The 17797-nt window shown below is 63.6% G+C and carries 20 protein-coding genes; 5 read left to right on the top strand and 15 right to left on the bottom strand.

What is annotated here, in order from left to right:
- Nucleotides 1-64 precede the first annotated feature (64 nt).
- The 3 genes from HGI46_RS06815 to HGI46_RS06805 all read left to right on the top strand — a co-directional run bounded on the left by HGI46_RS06815 (nt 65) and on the right by HGI46_RS06805 (nt 3417).
- Complete coding sequence (locus HGI46_RS06815; RefSeq protein ID WP_118073277.1) at nt 65-1288, top strand: NADP-dependent isocitrate dehydrogenase; 1224 nt, start codon at nt 65-67, stop codon at nt 1286-1288.
- A gap of 122 nt (nt 1289-1410) precedes the next feature.
- Nucleotides 1411-3195 (top strand): cation:proton antiporter, encoded by a 1785-nt coding sequence (locus HGI46_RS06810; protein WP_168903594.1) that lies wholly within the window; start codon nt 1411-1413, stop codon nt 3193-3195.
- A gap of 54 nt (nt 3196-3249) precedes the next feature.
- Nucleotides 3250-3417, top strand: a complete 168-nt coding sequence (locus HGI46_RS06805) for a hypothetical protein (protein ID WP_168903593.1) — start codon at nt 3250-3252, stop codon at nt 3415-3417.
- 3 nt (nt 3418-3420) lie between these two features.
- On the opposite strand, the gene alaS is transcribed toward HGI46_RS06805, so the two are convergent.
- The 4 genes from alaS to recA form a co-directional block, all read right to left on the bottom strand.
- Nucleotides 3421-6066, bottom strand: a complete 2646-nt coding sequence (gene alaS, locus HGI46_RS06800; RefSeq protein WP_168903592.1) for an alanine--tRNA ligase — start codon at nt 6064-6066, stop codon at nt 3421-3423.
- Nucleotides 6067-6109: 43 nt separating this feature from the next.
- Complete coding sequence (locus HGI46_RS06795; protein ID WP_168903591.1) at nt 6110-6934, bottom strand: class I SAM-dependent methyltransferase; 825 nt, start codon at nt 6932-6934, stop codon at nt 6110-6112.
- A gap of 3 nt (nt 6935-6937) precedes the next feature.
- A complete protein-coding gene (locus HGI46_RS06790) occupies nt 6938-7564 on the bottom strand; it encodes a glutathione S-transferase (protein WP_168903590.1) in 627 nt (208 codons plus the stop codon).
- Between the two features lie 157 nt (nt 7565-7721).
- On the bottom strand, nt 7722-8792 hold the full coding sequence (gene recA / locus HGI46_RS06785) for a recombinase RecA (protein ID WP_039334323.1): 1071 nt from the start codon (nt 8790-8792) through the stop codon (nt 7722-7724).
- On the opposite strand from recA, the gene HGI46_RS06780 reads away from it, so the two are divergent.
- Together HGI46_RS06780 and HGI46_RS06775 are read left to right on the top strand one after the other, a co-directional pair.
- The gene (locus tag HGI46_RS06780) at nt 8791-9030 is read left to right on the top strand and encodes a hypothetical protein (protein WP_168903589.1); all 240 of its coding nucleotides are present in this window, start codon (nt 8791-8793) and stop codon (nt 9028-9030) included. The genes recA and HGI46_RS06780 overlap by 2 nt on opposite strands.
- Before the next feature lie 125 nt (nt 9031-9155).
- A complete protein-coding gene (locus HGI46_RS06775; RefSeq protein WP_168903588.1) occupies nt 9156-9956 on the top strand; it encodes a helix-turn-helix domain-containing protein in 801 nt (266 codons plus the stop codon).
- Between the two features lie 66 nt (nt 9957-10022).
- Here HGI46_RS06775 and gdhA read toward each other — a convergent pair whose 3' ends face one another.
- The 11 genes from gdhA to rpsN all read right to left on the bottom strand — a co-directional run bounded on the left by gdhA (nt 10023) and on the right by rpsN (nt 17774).
- On the bottom strand, nt 10023-11378 hold the full coding sequence (gene gdhA / locus HGI46_RS06770; protein ID WP_168903587.1) for an NADP-specific glutamate dehydrogenase: 1356 nt from the start codon (nt 11376-11378) through the stop codon (nt 10023-10025).
- Between the two features lie 159 nt (nt 11379-11537).
- Nucleotides 11538-12353 (bottom strand): SRPBCC family protein, encoded by an 816-nt coding sequence (locus HGI46_RS06765; RefSeq protein ID WP_168903586.1) that lies wholly within the window; start codon nt 12351-12353, stop codon nt 11538-11540.
- Between the two features lie 45 nt (nt 12354-12398).
- Nucleotides 12399-13049, bottom strand: coding sequence for an adenylate kinase (locus HGI46_RS06760; RefSeq protein WP_118073269.1), 651 nt, complete (start codon nt 13047-13049; stop codon nt 12399-12401).
- Nucleotides 13050-13079: 30 nt separating this feature from the next.
- The gene (secY, locus tag HGI46_RS06755) at nt 13080-14447 is read right to left on the bottom strand and encodes a preprotein translocase subunit SecY (protein WP_168903585.1); all 1368 of its coding nucleotides are present in this window, start codon (nt 14445-14447) and stop codon (nt 13080-13082) included.
- Between the two features lie 151 nt (nt 14448-14598).
- Complete coding sequence (gene rplO, locus HGI46_RS06750; protein WP_168903584.1) at nt 14599-15114, bottom strand: 50S ribosomal protein L15; 516 nt, start codon at nt 15112-15114, stop codon at nt 14599-14601.
- A 169-nt stretch (nt 15115-15283) separates the two neighbouring features.
- Nucleotides 15284-15460 carry a 50S ribosomal protein L30 gene (gene rpmD, locus HGI46_RS06745; protein WP_039334338.1) on the bottom strand — a complete coding sequence of 59 codons (177 nt, stop codon included), beginning with the start codon at nt 15458-15460 and terminating at the stop codon, nt 15284-15286.
- A 6-nt stretch (nt 15461-15466) separates the two neighbouring features.
- Entirely contained in the window at nt 15467-16177 is a 711-nt protein-coding gene (rpsE, locus tag HGI46_RS06740; RefSeq protein WP_039334340.1) for a 30S ribosomal protein S5, read from the bottom strand.
- Between the two features lie 2 nt (nt 16178-16179).
- Nucleotides 16180-16530: a 50S ribosomal protein L18 gene (gene rplR, locus HGI46_RS06735; RefSeq protein WP_168903583.1), complete on the bottom strand. Its 351-nt coding sequence runs from the start codon at nt 16528-16530 to the stop codon at nt 16180-16182.
- The gene (rplF, locus tag HGI46_RS06730; protein WP_039334344.1) at nt 16530-17063 is read right to left on the bottom strand and encodes a 50S ribosomal protein L6; all 534 of its coding nucleotides are present in this window, start codon (nt 17061-17063) and stop codon (nt 16530-16532) included. The genes rplR and rplF overlap by 1 nt, the downstream gene beginning before the upstream one ends.
- On the bottom strand, nt 17063-17458 hold the full coding sequence (gene rpsH / locus HGI46_RS06725) for a 30S ribosomal protein S8 (RefSeq protein ID WP_039334346.1): 396 nt from the start codon (nt 17456-17458) through the stop codon (nt 17063-17065). The genes rplF and rpsH overlap by 1 nt, the downstream gene beginning before the upstream one ends.
- A 10-nt stretch (nt 17459-17468) precedes the next feature.
- On the bottom strand, nt 17469-17774 hold the full coding sequence (gene rpsN, locus HGI46_RS06720; RefSeq protein ID WP_039334348.1) for a 30S ribosomal protein S14: 306 nt from the start codon (nt 17772-17774) through the stop codon (nt 17469-17471).
- Nucleotides 17775-17797 lie beyond the last annotated feature (23 nt).

Raw genomic sequence — 17797 nt, 5'->3', positions numbered from 1 at the left:
CGCAGGGAAGCCTCTGCTAAGGGAAGGCGCAATTTCTCTCCCCAGCTTGAAAGACAGGACGGACATGGCGAAGATCAAGGTGAAAAACCCGGTCGTCGAACTCGACGGCGATGAAATGACCCGGATCATCTGGGAATGGATCCGTGAACGCCTGATCCTTCCCTACCTCGACATCGACCTCAAGTACTACGACCTCTCGGTCCAGAAGCGTGATGAGACCGACGACCAGATCACCATCGATTCTGCCAACGCGATCAAGCAGTACGGCGTCGGCGTGAAGTGCGCCACGATCACCCCCGACGAGCAGCGCGTCGAGGAATTCAACCTCAAGTCGATGTGGAAGTCGCCCAACGGCACGATCCGCAACATTCTCGGCGGCGTGGTGTTCCGCGAGCCGATCGTGATTCAGAACGTGCCGCGCCTGGTCCCGGGCTGGACCGATCCGATCGTCGTCGGCCGTCACGCTTTTGGTGACCAGTATCGCGCCACGGACTTCGTCGTCCCCGGCCCCGGCAAGCTGCGCCTCGTCTGGGAAGGCGACAACGGCGAGACGATCGACCGCGAAGTGTTCAACTACCCCTCGGGCGGCGTCGCCATGGCGATGTACAACCTCGACGATTCGATCCGCGACTTCGCGCGCGCCTCGTTCAACTACGGCCTGTCGCTTGGCTGGCCGGTCTACCTGTCTACCAAGAACACGATCATGAAGGCCTATGACGGCCGCTTCAAGGACCTGTTCCAGGAAGTGTTCGACAGCGAAGGCTTCAAGGAAAAGTTTGCCGCCGCCGGCATCAGCTACGAACACCGCCTGATCGACGACATGGTCGCCTCGGCGCTCAAGTGGTCCGGCAAGTTCGTCTGGGCCTGCAAGAACTACGACGGTGACGTGCAGTCCGACACGGTTGCACAGGGCTTCGGTTCGCTCGGCCTGATGACCTCGGTCCTCATGTCGCCCGATGGCAAGACCATCGAGGCCGAAGCCGCCCACGGCACCGTGACCCGTCACTACCGCCAGCACCAGCAGGGCAAGCAGACCTCGACCAACCCGATCGCCTCGATCTTCGCCTGGACCCGTGGCCTCATGTACCGCGGCAAGTTCGACGAGACCCCGGAAGTCGTGAAGTTCGCCGAAACGCTCGAGCGCGTCTGCATCGAAACCGTCGAAAGCGGCAAGATGACCAAGGACCTCGCCCTGCTGATCGGCCCCGATCAGGCGTGGATGACCACCGAGAAGTTCTTCGAAGCCATCGTCGAGAACCTCGAAACCGAAATGAAGAACTGGGCGTAAGCGCAGGTTCCTTCATGGTAACAGCAAAGGGCTCCGGTTCACGCCGGGGCCCTTTTGCTTTGGCAACAGTTCGACATGCGGAAACGGATGACACCGCTGCCCCCCTCCCCTAACCTTGCGGAATGGCAGGCAATCTCGAACCGACGACCGCACTTTCCGACGCCCTCGTAATTCTCGGTGCGGCCGGCATCGTCATCCCAGCCTTCGCGCGCTTTCGCATCACCCCGATCATCGGATTCATCCTCGTCGGACTGGTGGTCGGTCCGTTCGGCCTCGGTGCGCTCGTGCCGCAGTATCCGTGGCTTTACCACATCACGATATCCGATCCCGCAGCAATCGCGCCCTTTGCCGAATTCGGCATCATCCTGCTGCTGTTCGAGATCGGCCTGGAACTCTCGTTCAACCGCCTGTGGGACATGCGTCGACTGGTCTTCGGTCTCGGCGCGATGGAGCTCGGCATCTCAGCCCTGCTCCTGTCCGCCGCCCTGCTTGCCACCGGCCTGCAAGTCAGCGGCGCATTCGGCCTTGGCCTTGCCCTCGCCCTGTCCTCGACAGCGCTGGTCCTGCCCATTGCCGGGACGCAAGGCCCGGTCGGTCGTGCTGCGCTGTCCATGCTGCTGTTCGAGGACATCGCCCTCGTCCCGATCATCTTCATCCTCGGCGCGATGGGCCCGGTCGCCGCCCATTCCGATGGCCCAACGCTAGGGGAGACGCTGCTCTATGGCGGCATCGTCGTCGCTGTCCTGCTGGTTGGCGGCCGGCTGTTGCTACCGCGTCTCTTCGCACAGGCCGCGCAGACCAAAAGCCCTGAACTTTTTCTCGCCGCGACCATGCTGGTGGTCATCGCCGCCGCACTCTCCACCTCGCTCGTCGGCCTCTCGCCGATCATGGGCGCGCTGCTCGCCGGCCTGCTTATTGCCGAAACCGAGTACCACACAGAAGTCGAAGCCATCACCAAGCCGTTCAAGGGCCTCGCGCTGGGGGTCTTCCTGATCACCATCGGCATGGGCATCGACTTGCGCGTGGTCTGGGCGCAAGTCGGCCCGCTGACGCTCGCCGTGGTCGGCGTCGTCGTCCTCAAGGCGCTGGTCACGATGTTCGCCTTGCGCTTCATGGGCAAGGAACGCGCCACCGCGCTCGAAGCAGGCATCCTCATGGCCAGCCCATCGGAAACCACGCTGATCGTGCTGACCACCGCCGCCGAAGCCGCCCTGATCGACCGTGAGACCGCGCAATTCTGGCAGATCGTCACAGCCATCGGCCTGACGATCACGCCCTTGCTGGCCAAGCTGGGCGAGACCTGGGGGCAACGCGTGGCGCGCGGCACCGCCGACGTCGGCCAGAACACCTTTGTCGAAGAACCCGAAGGCGAACGTGTCGTGGTGATGGGCTTCGGCCGCGTCGGCCGGCTCATCGCCGAGATGCTGACCGTTCACAAGGCAGCATGGCTGGGCATCGATTCGGACCCGGGCATCGTCAGGACTGCGCGCAAGGACGGCCTGCCTGTCCTCTTCGGCAACGTCGACAGCGAAGCCGCCATCGCCCGCCTCGGGCTGGACGATGCCAAGGCGATGATCCTCACCATGGACGAGCCAGTCCTGATCCTGCGCATGGTCAAGCGCCTCCGCAGCGCCCACCCCGATCTGCCGATCATCGTCCGCGCCCGCGACGCGGCCCATGCCGCCGCGCTCTACAAGGCCGGCGCCAGCCACGCCGTGCCCGAAACCCTCGAAAGCTCGCTGCAACTGTCGGAAGCCGTGCTGGTCGATCTCGGCTTCCCGATGGGCCCGGTCATCGCTTCGATCCACGAAAAGCGCGACGAATTCCGCCAGAAGATCAAGGAGGAAGGCGAACTGAACTCGCTGCCCAAGCTCAAGTCGGCCTCGCTCAGGGAACGCCCTGCCTGACGAGCCGCAACCGATCTCCTGCCCCTGCGTTTTTCAAAGGCAAGGAGAGCAAAAATGACCCACCGCAGCAACAAGCCCGATCTCAACCCGGCAACGCAGGACGATCAGCCGAACAAGGGCCCAATCACGAAGCCTCAGCAAACCGACGCCACGATGCGCGAAAAGGACCTAGCCCGCGGCTCTGAACCGGAAACGCGCGGTGCGAGTGGGCGCAGGCCGTAAGCGTCAGGCGGCGAGGACCGCCTTTGCCGCCGAAATCGCGTCCGCGGCCTTCGTCCCATCAGGCCCGCCGCCCTGTGCCATGTCCGGACGGCCACCGCCGCCCTTGCCGCCAAGCGCTTCCACGCCCGCGCGTACCAGATCGACCGCGCTGACCTTGCCGACCAGATCCTCGGTCACGGCAGCCGCGATGGAAGCCTTGCCTTCGTTGACCGCGACGATCACCGCCACGCCCGAACCTAGCCGCTGCTTGGCCTGATCGAGCAGCCCGCGCAGTTCCTTGGGGTCGAGCCCGTCGAGCACTTGCCCAGAGAACTTCACGCCGCCCACTTCCTCGTCGGCGTTCTCGGCCTTGGCTGCACCGCCGCCGAGCGCCAGCGCCTTCTTCGCCTCGGCCAGTTCGCGTTCGAGCTTCTTGCGCTCTTCCATCAGCGCCGAAACGCGCGCTTCGACGTCTTCGGGCGTCGTGCGCAGGATCGCTGCGGTGTGCTTGAGCGCCTCTTCGCGCGCCACGAACCACTGCCGCGCGCCCTCGCCGGTCAGCGCCTCGATGCGGCGCACGCCTGATGACACTGCACTTTCGCTGACGATGCGGAACACGCCGATATCGCCGAGCGCCCGCACGTGCGTACCGCCGCACAGTTCGACCGAATAGTGCTTGTCCGTCGCGCGGCCCATCGAGAGCACGCGCACTTCCTCGCCGTACTTCTCGCCGAACAGCGCCATCGCGCCCGCCTCGATCGCGTCGTCGGGGCTCATCAAGCGCGTCGTCACCGCCTCGTTGGCGCGGATTTCAGCGTTCACTTCCGCCTCGATCGCGGCAATGTCCTCAGGGGTCAGTGCCGTCGGCTGCGAGAAGTCGAAGCGCAGGCGGTCCGCCGCAACCAGCGAGCCCTTCTGCGTGACGTGCCCGCCCAGGCGGTTGCGCAGTGCCGCATGCAGCAGGTGCGTGGCCGAATGGTTGGCGCGGATCGCATCGCGGCGTTCGACATCGATGTCGAGCTTCACAACGTCACCTACCTTGATCGAACCCGCTTCAACCTTCGCGTTGTGCGCGTGCAAGCGGCCCAAGGGCTTGGCAGTGTCGCTCACCGCCAGCTTCAGGCCATCGGCGCCGGTGATCGTGCCGGCATCGCCGGTCTGGCCACCGCTTTCGCCGTAGAACGGCGTCTGATTGACGATCACGGTCACGTCATCGCCAGCGGCTGCGCTGCCGACTTCCTTGCCGTCCTTCACCAGCGCTACGACTTGCGCCTCGCCGGTCGTGGCGGTGTAGCCGGTAAACTCGGTTGCGCCGACGCGTTCGGCAATGTCGAACCACACTTCGCTGTCGGCGGCTTGGCCCGATCCCTTCCACGCCGCGCGCGCCGCCGCCTTCTGCTGCGCCATCGCCGCATCGAAGCCCTCGCGGTCCACGGCAATGCCGCGCGCGCGCAGGGCGTCTTCGGTCAGGTCATAGGGGAAGCCATAGGTGTCATAGAGCTTGAACGCGGTCTCGCCCGGCAGCGCGTCGCCCTCAACCAGCGCGGCAGTCGCTTCATCAAGCAGCTTGATGCCGTTAGACAGCGTGCGGCGGAACTGCACTTCCTCGCGCAGCAGGGTTTCCTCGATCAGCGGCTGCGCACGGCCAAGTTCGGGATAGGCAGCGCCCATCTCGGCGACCAGCGCGGGCACCAGGCGGTGCATCAGCGGGTCCTTCGCACCAAGCAGGTGGGCATGACGCATCGCGCGGCGCATGATCCGGCGCAGCACATAGCCGCGCCCCTCGTTCGACGGCAGCACGCCATCGGCCAGCAGGAAGCTGGTCGAGCGCAGGTGATCGGCGATCACGCGATGGCTGGCGCGCTGTTCGCCCTCGGCCTTGACTGCAGTCAGGCTTTCGGAGGCAGCGATCAGCGCCTTGAACGTGTCGGTGTCGTAATTGTCGTGTTCGCCCTGCAGCACGGCGGCAATGCGCTCGAGCCCCATGCCGGTATCGATGCTCGGCTTGGGCAGGCTGCCGGTGATCTCGCCCGCCGCCTGCTCGAACTGCATGAACACGAGGTTCCAGATCTCGATGAAGCGGTCGCCATCTTCATCCGGCGATCCCGGAGGGCCGCCCCAGATGTGGTCGCCGTGGTCGAAGAAGATTTCCGAGCAGGGACCGCACGGGCCATCATCGCCCATCGCCCAGAAGTTGTCCTTCGTTGCGATGCGGATGATGCGGTCTTCCGGCAGGCCCGCAATCTTCTTCCACAGCTCGAACGCCTCGTCGTCGGTGTGGTAGACAGTGGCGAGCAGCTTGTCCTTGGGCAGGCCCCATTCGCGCGTCAGCAGCGTCCACGCATGGGTGATCGCCTGTTCCTTGAAATAATCGCCGAACGAGAAATTGCCGAGCATCTCGAAGAAGGTGTGGTGCCGCGCGGTGTACCCCACATTGTCGAGATCGTTGTGCTTGCCGCCAGCGCGCACGCACTTCTGCGACGACGTCGCACGAGGCACCGCGCGCGTCTCGAGGCCGGTGAACACGTTCTTGAACGGCACCATCCCGGCGTTCGTGAACATCAGCGTCGGGTCGTTGTAGGGCACCAGCGGCGCGGACTGCACCACATCGTGCCCCTGCGAGCCGAAGTATTCGAGGAAGGAGCGGCGGATTTCGTTCGTCGAAGTCATGAAAGGCCGATTAGGCGAGCGTTCGGCGCGCTACAAGCACGTTTCATCCATCATTGTGATCGGACGTGGCGCTTACCAGCCATGCCGCAGCATTGAATGCCACCTGACCGTCCCGATGATGGGCCTCCACAAGGTCGACGAGCCGCCTTTCTATCTTTGCGCGCTCGGCATCAGGCAAGGTTCGCAAGGCCGCTGCGGCGGGCCCGATGCGGCGGAACAGCGCCATCGCTTCGGCTACGGCGTCGGGGCCGGTTCCAGCGATGTACCGGAAGTCTACCGGCTCGAACTCCACGGCCTGCCACCCTGCCATGCAGCGCAGCACGTGCTCGGGCAGGGCAAAGGCGAAAGGCCCAGGCGCAGTCGGCGAAGCTTGCGGAGAATCACCCTTCGGCAGGAGCGCAGCAACGGCCGCCGCCCAATCGTTCTCCGCAGCCTTGCGAAAGCACGAGAACACCATGCGTGCACCCGGAGCCGCCTGCGCGGCCAGATGGGCGAAGGCAGCTTGGGGATCGGAGAAAAACATCACGCCGTGGCGGGAGATGTACAGGTCGGGCCTCGATGCGGGCTGCCACTGCGAGGCATCGGCAAGTTCGAACGCGAGATTGGCCTGAACAGCGCGGGAGCGTGCCGTCTCGACCAGATCGCCCGAGATATCCACGCCGGTCACCCGTGCCTGCGGCCTCGCCGCGGCCACTGCAATCGACAGCTCCCCGGCACCGCAGCCGATATCGACCACGGTGGCGCCGGGCTCTCGAGCGATCGCAGCCAGCAATTTCGGTGTCAGGTCGGAAAAGCTGACATCGGTGCGACGCCATTCGCTGGCCCAGCTCCTGCCGACCGTGCCCTGCCAGTCACTTGCGCTGGTCATGCCTCACATCCCGAAATAGTCGCCGCCCTTCTCGCGAGCGCGCTGCCAAGCCGGCCGCGCGTGGATCGCCGCGACGAATGCCGCCAGCTTGGGGAAATGCTCACCCGCCCCTTGCATCACTGCGATTTCCGCCGGGAAGCTCATCATCACATCGGCCCCGGTCCAATCATCGCCGATGAAGTGGCCGGACGGGCGCATCATCTGCTCCATGTAGCCGAAGTGCGCCGCCAGTTGCTCGTCAATGCGCGGCTTCAGCGGTGCAGCAGCCTCACCAAGCCGCGAGGTGTAAAGCTGCAGGAGGACGGGAGTCATGGCCGAGCCTTCCGCAAAATGCATCAGCTCCAGATGACGGAGGGCATCGTCACTTCCGTCTGCGGGCAACCAGGTGCCCTTGCCATAGCGTTCACACAGCACCTGCACGATCGCGCCCGATTCCTCGATCACCCGGCCATCGATTTCGAGCAGGGGCGATTTGCCCAGCGGGTGCACGGCCTTCAGTTCGGGCGGAGCCAGGTTGGTCACGGCATCGCGCTGATAATGCCGAATCTCGTAATCGACGCCCAGCTCTTCCAGCAGCCAGAGCACCCGCTGCGAGCGGCTGTTGTTAAGGTGGTGAACGATGATGCTCATGGCGATTCTCCGTGCGGTTTAAGTGGAAGGTTAACTCGCAACCGCCGACACGCAAACAAAAAGCCCGCGCGATCCTGCCGGGGAACGCGCGGGCTCTTTGTCTGGCTGGCGGGCCCGGCTTGCGCCGGTGGGTGGAGGCTGCCCGCCGCCTTGAAGATCAGACGTCGTCGTCCGCGTCCGGACCGACCATCAGACCTTCGGCAACCTTGTCGGTGCGGCCGCGGATCGCAGCTTCCAACCGGTCGCAAAGTTCGGAATTCTCACGCAGGAAGTTCTTGGCGTTCTCACGCCCCTGGCCGATGCGGATCGAGTCATAGCTGAACCACGCGCCCGACTTCTCGACCAGCCCGGCCTTGACGCCCAGGTCGAGGATTTCGCCGATCTTCGAGATGCCTTCGCCATACATGATGTCGAATTCGACCTGCTTGAACGGCGGGGCAACCTTGTTCTTGACCACCTTCACGCGCGTGGCGTTGCCGACGATCTCGTCACGATCCTTGATCTGGCCGGTGCGGCGGATGTCGAGGCGGACCGACGCGTAGAACTTGAGCGCATTGCCGCCCGTCGTCGTCTCGGGGTTGCCATACATCACGCCGATCTTCATGCGCAGCTGGTTGATGAAAATCACCATGCAGCGCGAACGGCTGATCGAACCGGTCAGCTTGCGCAGCGACTGGCTCATCAGACGAGCCTGCAGGCCGACGTGACTGTCGCCCATTTCGCCTTCGATTTCCGCGCGAGGCACGAGCGCGGCCACCGAGTCCACCACCAGCACGTCGATCGCATTGGAGCGCACCAGCGTATCGGTGATTTCGAGCGCCTGCTCACCGGTATCCGGCTGCGACACGATCAGGTTGTCGATATCGACACCCAGCTTCTTGGCATAGACCGGATCGAGCGCATGCTCGGCATCGATGAATGCCGCCGTGCCGCCGGTCTTCTGGGCCTGGGCGATGACATGCAACGCCAGCGTGGTCTTGCCGGAGCTTTCCGGCCCGTAGACTTCGATCACGCGCCCGCGCGGCAGGCCACCAACGCCGAGTGCGATATCAAGTCCCAGCGACCCGGTGGAGATCGCCTCCACCTGCATCGCTTCCTTCGAGCCCAGCTTCATTGCCGAACCCTTGCCGAACGCACGGTCAATCTGCGCAAGGGCTGCGTCGAGCGCCTTCTGACGATCCATGTCCTTGATCTTACCTTCCTCGATGAGCTTGAGCTGAGCCGCCATGGCTTCGTTTCCCTTGCTAGAGTTGGCTGACATGAGCCGTCAACAAGGGTTATGTACCTGTTGTGTTCTCATAGAACAAGAGGGGAACGACGCATTCGCGCAGATTTGGCAACGACTGGCCGCAAATGCTTACCCGATCAGGCTTTTCTCGCAATATGTGATGCCGGCAGAAGCAGGCTTGGACGACGTTATCCACGACGCAGGTCTATTTCGCGCCAAATCGGAGGCGCTTTCTTGAATCATCGGCCGTCATCGAATCGCCACGAACCGGCTTGCGTGGGGCGCGACACTGCCCAGCGTCATTGCAAGAACAGATAATATCTATAAAGTTATAGCTTAAGCCATATCGAAAGTTATTAAGGCATGTCTCAATCCCGTAAGCCGCAGCTTGCGGCCGATGGCGGCGGCGGGGGCAGTTCCATCCCGGGCAGCCCGCCTTCTGGCGCCAGGCCGAAAAGCCCGCGCTTGGAAGTCATCAGCGCACGGGCGCTGTATTTTGGCAATGGCGATCCTGGGCCGGAAACCGCGTTAGCCCGCGCCATCTCCGGCCGGGTCCAGTTCCACCGCATTACCGACGATTACGTCGGCCATGTCGACGACAGCCGGGAGTACTACAACACGCTGTTCGTTACGGGCAGCGACCCGGTACGGATTCGCAAGCTCATTCGCATTTATCGGCCTGTGCTAAAAACCAAGGCCAAGATCGTGATCATCCGCGAGGTTCGCCCCGGTGTAAGGGCGCAACTGCTCAACGCCGGTTTCGACGACGTCTTCGATGGCGATATGTCAGCTGCCGAAGGCGCCGCCCGCGTACGTGCCGTGCTCGGCCGTATCGCGCAAAGCCGGCAAGCGAAGGTGATCGAGGAAGTGAGGGACCTGCATCTTCAGCACTTCACCCGGGAGCCACTGCTCGGCCGCGAGGCGCGAGTCCTGTCCATGCTCGTGGCCGCACGCGGATCGCCGGTGCGCAGCAACCAGCTTGCCATCAGCGGTCGTTCGACGCATCGGCCGATCAGCACGAAGTCGCTGCAAGTCCTGATTTCCGGCTTGCGCGCCAAACTGCATCCGAACCTGCGGATCGTCAGTCAGGGTCCGGCAGGATACTCCCTGCAGGAAATCTCTCCGGCCCGATCGTTGCTCGACAGTGCCTTGAGAAGGACTTGAGCAAGCGGCAGCCTCACCCGGGGGGGCCGCGTTCGGCACCCCGGATGTCCGCTCTGGCTTTGCGGATCAGACGACGCCGAAGGCCAGCATCGCGTCGGCTACCTTCTTGAAGCCGGCGATATTGGCTCCCTTCACGTAGTCGATATAGCCGCCGCCCTGATCGCCATAGGCAAGGCACGACTTGTGGATGCCTGACATGATGTCCTTGAGCATCTGCTGCAGTTCCTCCTCCTTCCACGAGCGGCGTTCGGAGTTCTGGCTCATTTCGAGGCCAGAGACAGCCACGCCGCCAGCGTTGGAGGCCTTGCCCGGAGCGTAGAGGATCTTGGCTGCCTTGAAGACATGCACGCCGTCGAGGTCGGTCGGCATGTTTGCCCCCTCGGCCACCGCTTTGCAGCCGTTGGCTATGAGCATGCGCGCATCATCGCCGAGCAGTTCGTTCTGGGTCGCGCAAGGCAGCGCGACATCGCAAGGCACGCCCCACGGCGTCTTGCCTGCCACGAAAGTCGCCTTCGGGAACGCCGTGACATATTCCTCGATCCGGCCGCGACGGTGGGTCTTGTGCGTCTTGACCCAGTCGATCTTCTCCTGGTCGATGCCGTCCGGGTCGTGAATGTAGCCCCCCGAATCCGACAGCGTCAGCACCTTGCCGCCCAGTTGCACGATCTTCTCGGCAGCATGCGTCGCCACGTTGCCGGAGCCCGAGATCACCGCTGTCTTGCCCGTAAGGTCCTCGCTCTTGGTCGCCAGCATGTTGGCAAGGAAGTAGACCGCGCCATAACCGGTCGCCTCGGTGCGGATCAGCGAGCCCCCCCACTCGAGTCCCTTGCCGGTCAGCACGCCGGTAAAGTTGTTGGTGATGCGCTTGTACTGGCCGAACATGAAGCCGATCTCGCGCCCGCCGACGCCGATGTCACCGGCAGGGACGTCGATGTCGGCCCCGATGTGGCGGTAGAGTTCGGTCATGAAGCTCTGGCAGAAGCGCATGATCTCGCGCACGCTCTTGCCCTTGGGATTGAAGTTCGAACCACCCTTGCCGCCGCCCATCGGCAACCCGGTCAGCGCGTTCTTGAAGGTCTGCTCGAACGCGAGGAACTTCAGCACCGATTCGGTGACCGAAGGATGGAAGCGGATGCCGCCCTTGTAGGGGCCGATCGCATTGTTGTTTTGCACGCGCCAACCGCGTTGCACGCGAACGTTGCCGTTGTCGTCCTCCCAGCAAACGCGGAACGAGACCACGCGATCCGGCTCGGCGATGCGGCGCAGGATCTGCTGCGAGTGATACTCCTCCTTGTCCTGCATGAACTCGAAGATGTCTTCGGCAACTTCCTGAACTGCCTGGACGAACTCCGGCTGATAGGGGTTGCGCTTCTTCACACCCTCCATGAAGGTCGGCAGGTCAACATGATCGGATACGGCCACGGTACTCTCCCCCAGATCGGAACCAGTCGGTTCTCGATGTGCATGCCTGAAGCGGCGGGTGCGGCCCGTGCCGCGCGTCATCGGAGTGGACCGATTCGCGCTGTCGTTGCCTGAAAGATTAGCGCGTTTTGTGCGGGGTGAAAGCGCCGATAGCACCACTCAACGTCCGGCGGGCAGCTTGTCGTCCTTCTTCTTGAACAGCTGGTCCAACGCCGACTTCACGGACTCACCTGCTGCTGCATCGTCCTTTGTCGGATCGGGCGTGTAGGACGGTCCCTCGCCTTCCGGCGATTGATCCATCTCTGATGCGGACGAACCATCGCTTGCGTCAGGGCTGGAGCCCGCAATCGAAGCCTCCGGAATCACCGGTTCGGTCGGAAGAAGCTTTGCCTCGACAGGACTCGCCGGGCCGATCAGTTTGGTTAGCCCGCTGATCTGCTCTCCCAGAACCTTGTCGACGGCCGCGGAAATGGTTTCGGTCTTGTAGCGCATGAAGCCACCGACAACGTATTCCCAGAGAATGCGTGTCGACTTTCCGCCACTGCCCTCCACCGCCTTGAAGGTGACGGTCATGGTCCCGTTCACCGCCTCGGACTGCAGCGGGCCCAGCCCGCCCACCAGCCTGAGCGCACGGTAAGGTTCGGCGTAGACGACGCGCATGTGCATGACGGATCCCGGCTTCTGCGTTGCCGGAGCGCCTTTGGGAACGGGCAGCTTCTCGCAGAAGCAGCCGTTGGCACTCGCGTCCATGGAAAGGTTGGCCGCCTCGCCCGAAAAAGTATGCTGCGGATTCCACCACAACGACGGGGTCGTGAAGGCCTTCCATGCCTCTGCCGGGCTGGCGGCGACTTCGCCAGTCACGCGGATCACGAAACCGGTGTCGGTCCGCGCCGTCACTTCAGCCCGGGCAGGCGCGGATGCAACAACGGCGAGGCCGCCAAGCCCCGCCGTCAGGAGATACAACAACTTGCCCATCACGTGCCTCCGCCCGCACCGGGACGGGCGGGTCACGCTCGGGTGTTAGCGCTTGCCGAGGATGGCCTCAATGGCTGCCGTCACGTCGTCCATGTCGGCCATGCCATCAACTCGGCTGACAATGCCCTGCGCTTCGTAGATCGGCAGGATCGGCGCAGTTTTGGCACGATATTCCGCCATGCGCGTGCGCACGGTTTCCTCGTTGTCGTCAGGGCGGCGCTTGAACTCATGCCCACCGCACTTGTCGCAGGTGCCGTCGACTGCCGGCTTCTCGAAGGTGTCGTGATAACCCTTGCCGCAGGTGGCGCAGGTGTAACGGCCGGTGATGCGCTCGACCAGCGCGTCCTCGTTGACGTCGAGCTCGATCACATGGTCAAGCTTCTTGCCGCGCGAGGCCAGCAGTTCACCCAACGATTCGGCCTGGGGTGCAGTACGGGGATAACCGTCGAAGATCGCGCCCTGCCCTTCGGGCATTGCATCCAGCTCATCACCGATCAGTGCCGACACGATCTCGTCAGAGACCAGCTCACCCGCTTCCATCACGGCCTTGGCCTTGAGACCGACCGGCGTCTGGGCCTTGACCGCGGCGCGCAGCATGTCGCCCGTGGAGAGCTGCTTCATGCTGTGGCGTTCAACCAGACGCTGGGCCTGCGTGCCCTTGCCCGCGCCTGGAGGCCCCAAAAGGATGATGTTCAAGGTACCGTCCCCCTCATGCGGCTGCTGCAATCAGCGCAGCCTGCCTTTCAGTTTCGCCTTCTTGATCAGGTCGCCATACTGGTGTGCCAGCAGGTGCGACTGGATCTGCGTGATGGTGTCGACCGTGACGTTGACCACGATCAGCAGACTGGTGCCGCCGAAGAACAGCGTCCCCATGCCCGTCTCCGCCATGATGAATTCCGGCACGACGCAGACCACGGTGATATATGCCGCACCAAGCACGGTGATGCGAGTTAGCACATAGTCCAAGTAGTTCTGGGTGTTCTTGCCCGGACGGATGCCCGGAATGAACCCGCCGTTCTTTTTGAGATTCTCGGCAGTCTCTTCTGGGTTGAACACAACTGCGGTGTAGAAGAACGCGAAGAAGATGATGCCCAGCGCATAGAGCAGCATGTAGAGCGGCTTGCCGTGCCCGAGGTACTGGTTCAGCGTCACGATCGCCTGGCCCATCGTCGTGTCGGGCGAGATCGAGTTTCCGGCAAACTGCGTGATCGTCAGCGGCAGCAGCAGCAGCGAGCTGGCGAAGATCGGAGGGATCACGCCTGCGGTGTTGAGCTTGAGCGGCAGGTGGCTGCGATCGGCATTCATCATGCCGCGCTGCGTCGCGCGCTTCGGGTACTGGATCAGCAGTCGCCGCGTCGCCCGCTCGAAGAAGCAGATGCCAAGCACCAGCGCGACCAGCATGATGAAAATGCCGACAATCAGGAATGGCGAGATCGAGCCGGTGCGGCCACCCTCGAACAGGTTGCCGAAGAACTTCGGCAGCTGCGCCACGATGCCGGCCATGATGATCAGCGAAACGCCGTTGCCAATGCCGCGCGAAGTGATCTGCTCACCCAGCCACAGCAGGAACATCGTGCCGCCGATCAGCGAGATGACCGCCCCGACACGGAACAGCACGCCGGGGTTGACCACGGCCTGCAGCCCGCTCGACGCGCCGTATGCTTCAAGCCCGGAGGCGAGCACCCAGCCCTGGATTGCGGTCAGCAGCACCGCGCCATAACGCGTGTACTGATTGAGCTTCTTGCGCCCGCTTTCACCTTCCTTCTTCATCGCGGCGAGTGCTGGATGCAGCGAGGCGGCAAGCTGGACCACGATCGAGGCCGTGATGTAGGGCATCACGCCCAATGCAATCAGGCTCATGCGCTCGAGCGAACCGCCAGAAAATGCGTTGAAGATGTCGAGAACGCCACCACGCGTCTGGTCGTAAAGCGTCTCCAGGATCAGCGGATTGACGCCGGGCAGCGGCACGAAGCTGAGGAACCGGAAGACGATGAGCGCGCCCACCGTGAACCAGATGCGCTTCTTGAGCTCGGTTGCCTTGGAGAAGTTGGCCAGGCTGAGGTTGCTGGCGATGTTGTCGGCGCGTGATGCCATTTCGGGGTTCTAAGCCTTGCTGCGAAACCGGGCCCTGGGCCAACCTGTTTCGGACGTCTTGAGCCAGCCCATATAGTGCGAGGCCCGCGAAAGTCGAACCCCTGCAATGCCGAAATCCCCGCCCGACTGGCGGGCGGGGACCGGAATTGGCTTACTTGGCCTTGTTGGCCGCAGCGCGAGCTGCCTTCTTCTCGGCTTCGCTCGGACCGGTTTCGATGACCGAGACCGAACCGCCAGCCTTCTCGACAGCCGCCACAGCGCCCTTCGAGGCACCAGCGACCGAGAACGCGACCTTGGTGGTCAGTTCACCCTTGCCGAGCAGACGGACGCCATCCTTGCCACCACGGGCCAGACCAGCAGCCTTGAGCGCGGCGTGATCAACGGTGCCCGAGACGTCGAGCTTGCCGGCATCGATCATCTTCTGGATCATGCCGAGGTTCACTTCGGCGTAGTCCCTGGCGAAGATGTTGTTGAAGCCGCGCTTCGGGATGCGCATGTGAAGCGGCATCTGACCGCCTTCGAAGCCGTTGATGCTGACGCCCGAACGTGCCTTGGCACCCTTCTGGCCGCGACCGGCAGTCTTGCCCTTGCCCGAGCCGATACCACGGCCGACGCGCATGCGGCCCTTGCGGGCGCCGTAGTTGTCGTTGAGTTCGTTCAGTTTCATGTTCTGCACTCGCTTTCGCTTTGAGACGCGCTTTGGAAAGGGCGCCGCCTAGCCGATCAGGCCGGGCTTGTCACCCCCTCACGGGACTGGGAGGCACCGTGCCACCGAGCCCCAAAGGAAAACCCCGGCACTCGGCCGGGGCGTCCTTTTTCCCGTCGGGGAGCAATGGTCAGTCGACCACGGCCACCATGTGGGGAAGCTTGGCAATGGCGCCACGCACTTCGGCCGTGTCTTCCAACTCGACCACGCGGTGCATCTTGCCCAGGCCCAGGCCGATCAGAATCTTCTTCTGGCTTTCCGGGCGACGGATCGGCGAACCGATCTGCTTGATCTTGATCGTTGCCATGACCGATTACTCCGTGATGGCTTCGGCAGCGGCTTCGGCTTCGACCTGCGAAGCGCCACCACGGCCGAGGAGATCGGCGACCTTCTTGCCACGACGCTGCGCAACCGACTTCGGCGAAGTCTGGTCGGTCAGCGCGTCGAAGGTTGCGCGGATCATGTTGTAGGGGTTCGAGGTGCCGACCGACTTGGTCACCACGTCGGCAACGCCAAGGCTTTCGAACACGGCGCGCATCGGGCCACCGGCGATGATGCCGGTACCGGCCGGAGCCGAACGCACGTTGACCTTGCCAGCGCCGAAGCGGCCCTTGCCGTCATGGTGCAGGGTGCGGCCTTCCTTGAGCGGCACGCGGACCATCGCGCGCTTTGCAGCGGCAGTAGCCTTGGTGATCGCCTCAGGCACTTCGCGAGCTTTGCCCTTGCCGAAGCCGACGCGGCCCTTGCCATCGCCGACCACGACCAGTGCTGCAAAGCCGAAGCGCTTGCCGCCCTTCACGGTCTTGGAGACGCGGTTGATGTGGACGAGCTTTTCGATCAGCTCCTCGCCACCTTCCTCGTCGTTGTTGCCACGACCGCGACGGTCGTCGCGACGGCCACGGCCACCACGCTCGCCACCACGGTCATTGCCGCCACGGCCGCGGCCACGACCGCGACCTTCGCGCTGCTCACCGCCGGTCGATTCGACCGCGGCTGCGCCTTCCAGGTTGGTTTCGTCAGCCATTGTCAGAACTCCAGCCCGCCTTCACGGGCGGCATCGGCCAGCGCCTTGACGCGGCCATGGAACAGGAACCCGCCGCGATCGAACACGACAGTGGTGATGCCGGCGGCCTTGGCCTTCTCGGCGATCTCGGTGCCAACCTTGGCGGCGGCATCGACATTCGCGCCGATCGACTTCTGGCCCTTCACCAAGGTCGAAGCGGCAGCAAGGGTCTTGCCTTCCGCGTCGTCGATGATCTGGGCGTAGATGTGACGGCCGGAGCGATGCACCGACAGACGAGGACGACCACCCGAGCGCGCCTTGAGCGCAGTGCGGACGCGACGGCGGCGGCGTGCGAAGAGAGACAGCTTTGCCATTACTTCTTCTTCCCTTCCTTGCGGAAGATAAACTCGCCGCGGTACTTGATGCCCTTGCCCTTGTACGGCTCGGGCTTGCGCCAGCGACGGATCTCGGCGGCAACCTGGCCGACCTTCTGCTTGTCGATGCCCGAGATTTCCACCGTGGTGTTGTCAGGGGTCTTGATCTCGATGCCTTCCGGCACCGCGAAGTCGACGTCGTGGCTGTAGCCAAGCTGCAGCTTCAGGTTCTTGCCCTGGGCGTTGGCGCGGTAGCCGACACCGGTGATCTCGAGGACCTTGGTGTAGCCCTGCGTCACGCCAGTGACGAGGTTGTCGACGAGCGTGCGCTGCATGCCCCAGAACGCACGAGCGCCCTTGGTGTCGTTTGCAGGCTTCACGAGGATCGTGTCGCCATCAACGGTGTAGCTGATCTCGTCGCGCAGCGTGAGCGTCAGGGTGCCCTTGGGGCCCTTCACGGTCAGCACGCCGTCCGCGATGTTCGCGGTGACGCCACTCGGGATCGCCACCGGCTTCTTGCCGATGCGGCTCATCAGAACACCTCCGCCAGCACTTCGCCACCGACGTTGGCAGCACGTGCTTCGGCATCCGAAAGCACGCCCTTCGGCGTCGAGACGATGGTGATGCCAAGACCGTTGCGGATCACCGGGAGTTCCTTGGAACCCGAGTAGACGCGGCGGCCAGGCTTGGAGACACGGGCAACATGCTTGATCGCAGGCTGGCCTTCGAAATACTTGAGCTCGATGCGCAGCTGCGGGTGGGCGCCGGTGGCGTCCTCCGAGAAACCGCGGATGTAGCCTTCACGCTGAAGGACTTCGAGTACGTGCGCACGCAGCTTGGAAGCGGGCGAAAGGACCGAATCCTTCTTCGCCTGCTGGCCGTTGCGGATGCGGGTGAGCATATCACCCAGGGGGTCGGTCATAGCCATCGGATGATCCTTACCAGCTCGACTTCGTCAGGCCGGGGATAAGGCCCTTGTTGCCCTTGTCCCGCAGCTCGATGCGGCAAAGGCCGAACTTGCGATAGTAGCCACGCGGGCGGCCGGTGGTTGCACAGCGGTTGCGCACCCGGGTCGGGTTCGCGTTGCGCGGCAGCTCGGCCATCTTCAGGCGAGCGATCAGGCGCTCGGTTTCGTCGAGCGATTCATCGTCGGCCTGGGCCTTGAGCGCAGCGTACTTGGCCGCGTACTTCTGAACGAGCTTCTTGCGCTTCTCGTTCTTGTTGATGGAACTCAGTTTCGCCATGGACTTAAGCTCTCTTCTTCAAT

Origin of the sequence: Novosphingobium sp. ERW19 (genome assembly GCF_012641315.1) — a bacterium.
Lineage (GTDB): Bacteria > Pseudomonadota > Alphaproteobacteria > Sphingomonadales > Sphingomonadaceae > Novosphingobium.
This window is presented reverse-complemented; position numbering and strand designations above follow the sequence as displayed.

What these genes read in the sequence shown, in the direction of transcription:
- HGI46_RS06765 (WP_168903586.1), bottom strand. Translation starts at nt 12,353, where the DNA reads ATGGGCAAGTTGTTGTATCTCCTGACGGCGGGGCTTGGCGGCCTCGCC.
- HGI46_RS06805 (WP_168903593.1), top strand. Translation starts at nt 3,250, where the DNA reads ATGACCCACCGCAGCAACAAGCCCGATCTCAACCCGGCAACGCAGGAC.
- HGI46_RS06790 (WP_168903590.1), bottom strand. Translation starts at nt 7,564, where the DNA reads ATGAGCATCATCGTTCACCACCTTAACAACAGCCGCTCGCAGCGGGTG.
- rplO (WP_168903584.1), bottom strand. Translation starts at nt 15,114, where the DNA reads ATGAAACTGAACGAACTCAACGACAACTACGGCGCCCGCAAGGGCCGC.
- HGI46_RS06780 (WP_168903589.1), top strand. Translation starts at nt 8,791, where the DNA reads ATGGCTTCGTTTCCCTTGCTAGAGTTGGCTGACATGAGCCGTCAACAA.
- rpsH (WP_039334346.1), bottom strand. Translation starts at nt 17,458, where the DNA reads ATGGCTATGACCGACCCCCTGGGTGATATGCTCACCCGCATCCGCAAC.
- rplR (WP_168903583.1), bottom strand. Translation starts at nt 16,530, where the DNA reads ATGGCAAAGCTGTCTCTCTTCGCACGCCGCCGCCGTCGCGTCCGCACT.
- HGI46_RS06775 (WP_168903588.1), top strand. Translation starts at nt 9,156, where the DNA reads ATGTCTCAATCCCGTAAGCCGCAGCTTGCGGCCGATGGCGGCGGCGGG.
- HGI46_RS06795 (WP_168903591.1), bottom strand. Translation starts at nt 6,934, where the DNA reads ATGACCAGCGCAAGTGACTGGCAGGGCACGGTCGGCAGGAGCTGGGCC.
- rpsE (WP_039334340.1), bottom strand. Translation starts at nt 16,177, where the DNA reads ATGGCTGACGAAACCAACCTGGAAGGCGCAGCCGCGGTCGAATCGACC.
- HGI46_RS06810 (WP_168903594.1), top strand. Translation starts at nt 1,411, where the DNA reads ATGGCAGGCAATCTCGAACCGACGACCGCACTTTCCGACGCCCTCGTA.
- rpsN (WP_039334348.1), bottom strand. Translation starts at nt 17,774, where the DNA reads ATGGCGAAACTGAGTTCCATCAACAAGAACGAGAAGCGCAAGAAGCTC.
- recA (WP_039334323.1), bottom strand. Translation starts at nt 8,792, where the DNA reads ATGGCGGCTCAGCTCAAGCTCATCGAGGAAGGTAAGATCAAGGACATG.
- rplF (WP_039334344.1), bottom strand. Translation starts at nt 17,063, where the DNA reads ATGAGCCGCATCGGCAAGAAGCCGGTGGCGATCCCGAGTGGCGTCACC.
- secY (WP_168903585.1), bottom strand. Translation starts at nt 14,447, where the DNA reads ATGGCATCACGCGCCGACAACATCGCCAGCAACCTCAGCCTGGCCAAC.
- rpmD (WP_039334338.1), bottom strand. Translation starts at nt 15,460, where the DNA reads ATGGCAACGATCAAGATCAAGCAGATCGGTTCGCCGATCCGTCGCCCG.
- alaS (WP_168903592.1), bottom strand. Translation starts at nt 6,066, where the DNA reads ATGACTTCGACGAACGAAATCCGCCGCTCCTTCCTCGAATACTTCGGC.
- HGI46_RS06815 (WP_118073277.1), top strand. Translation starts at nt 65, where the DNA reads ATGGCGAAGATCAAGGTGAAAAACCCGGTCGTCGAACTCGACGGCGAT.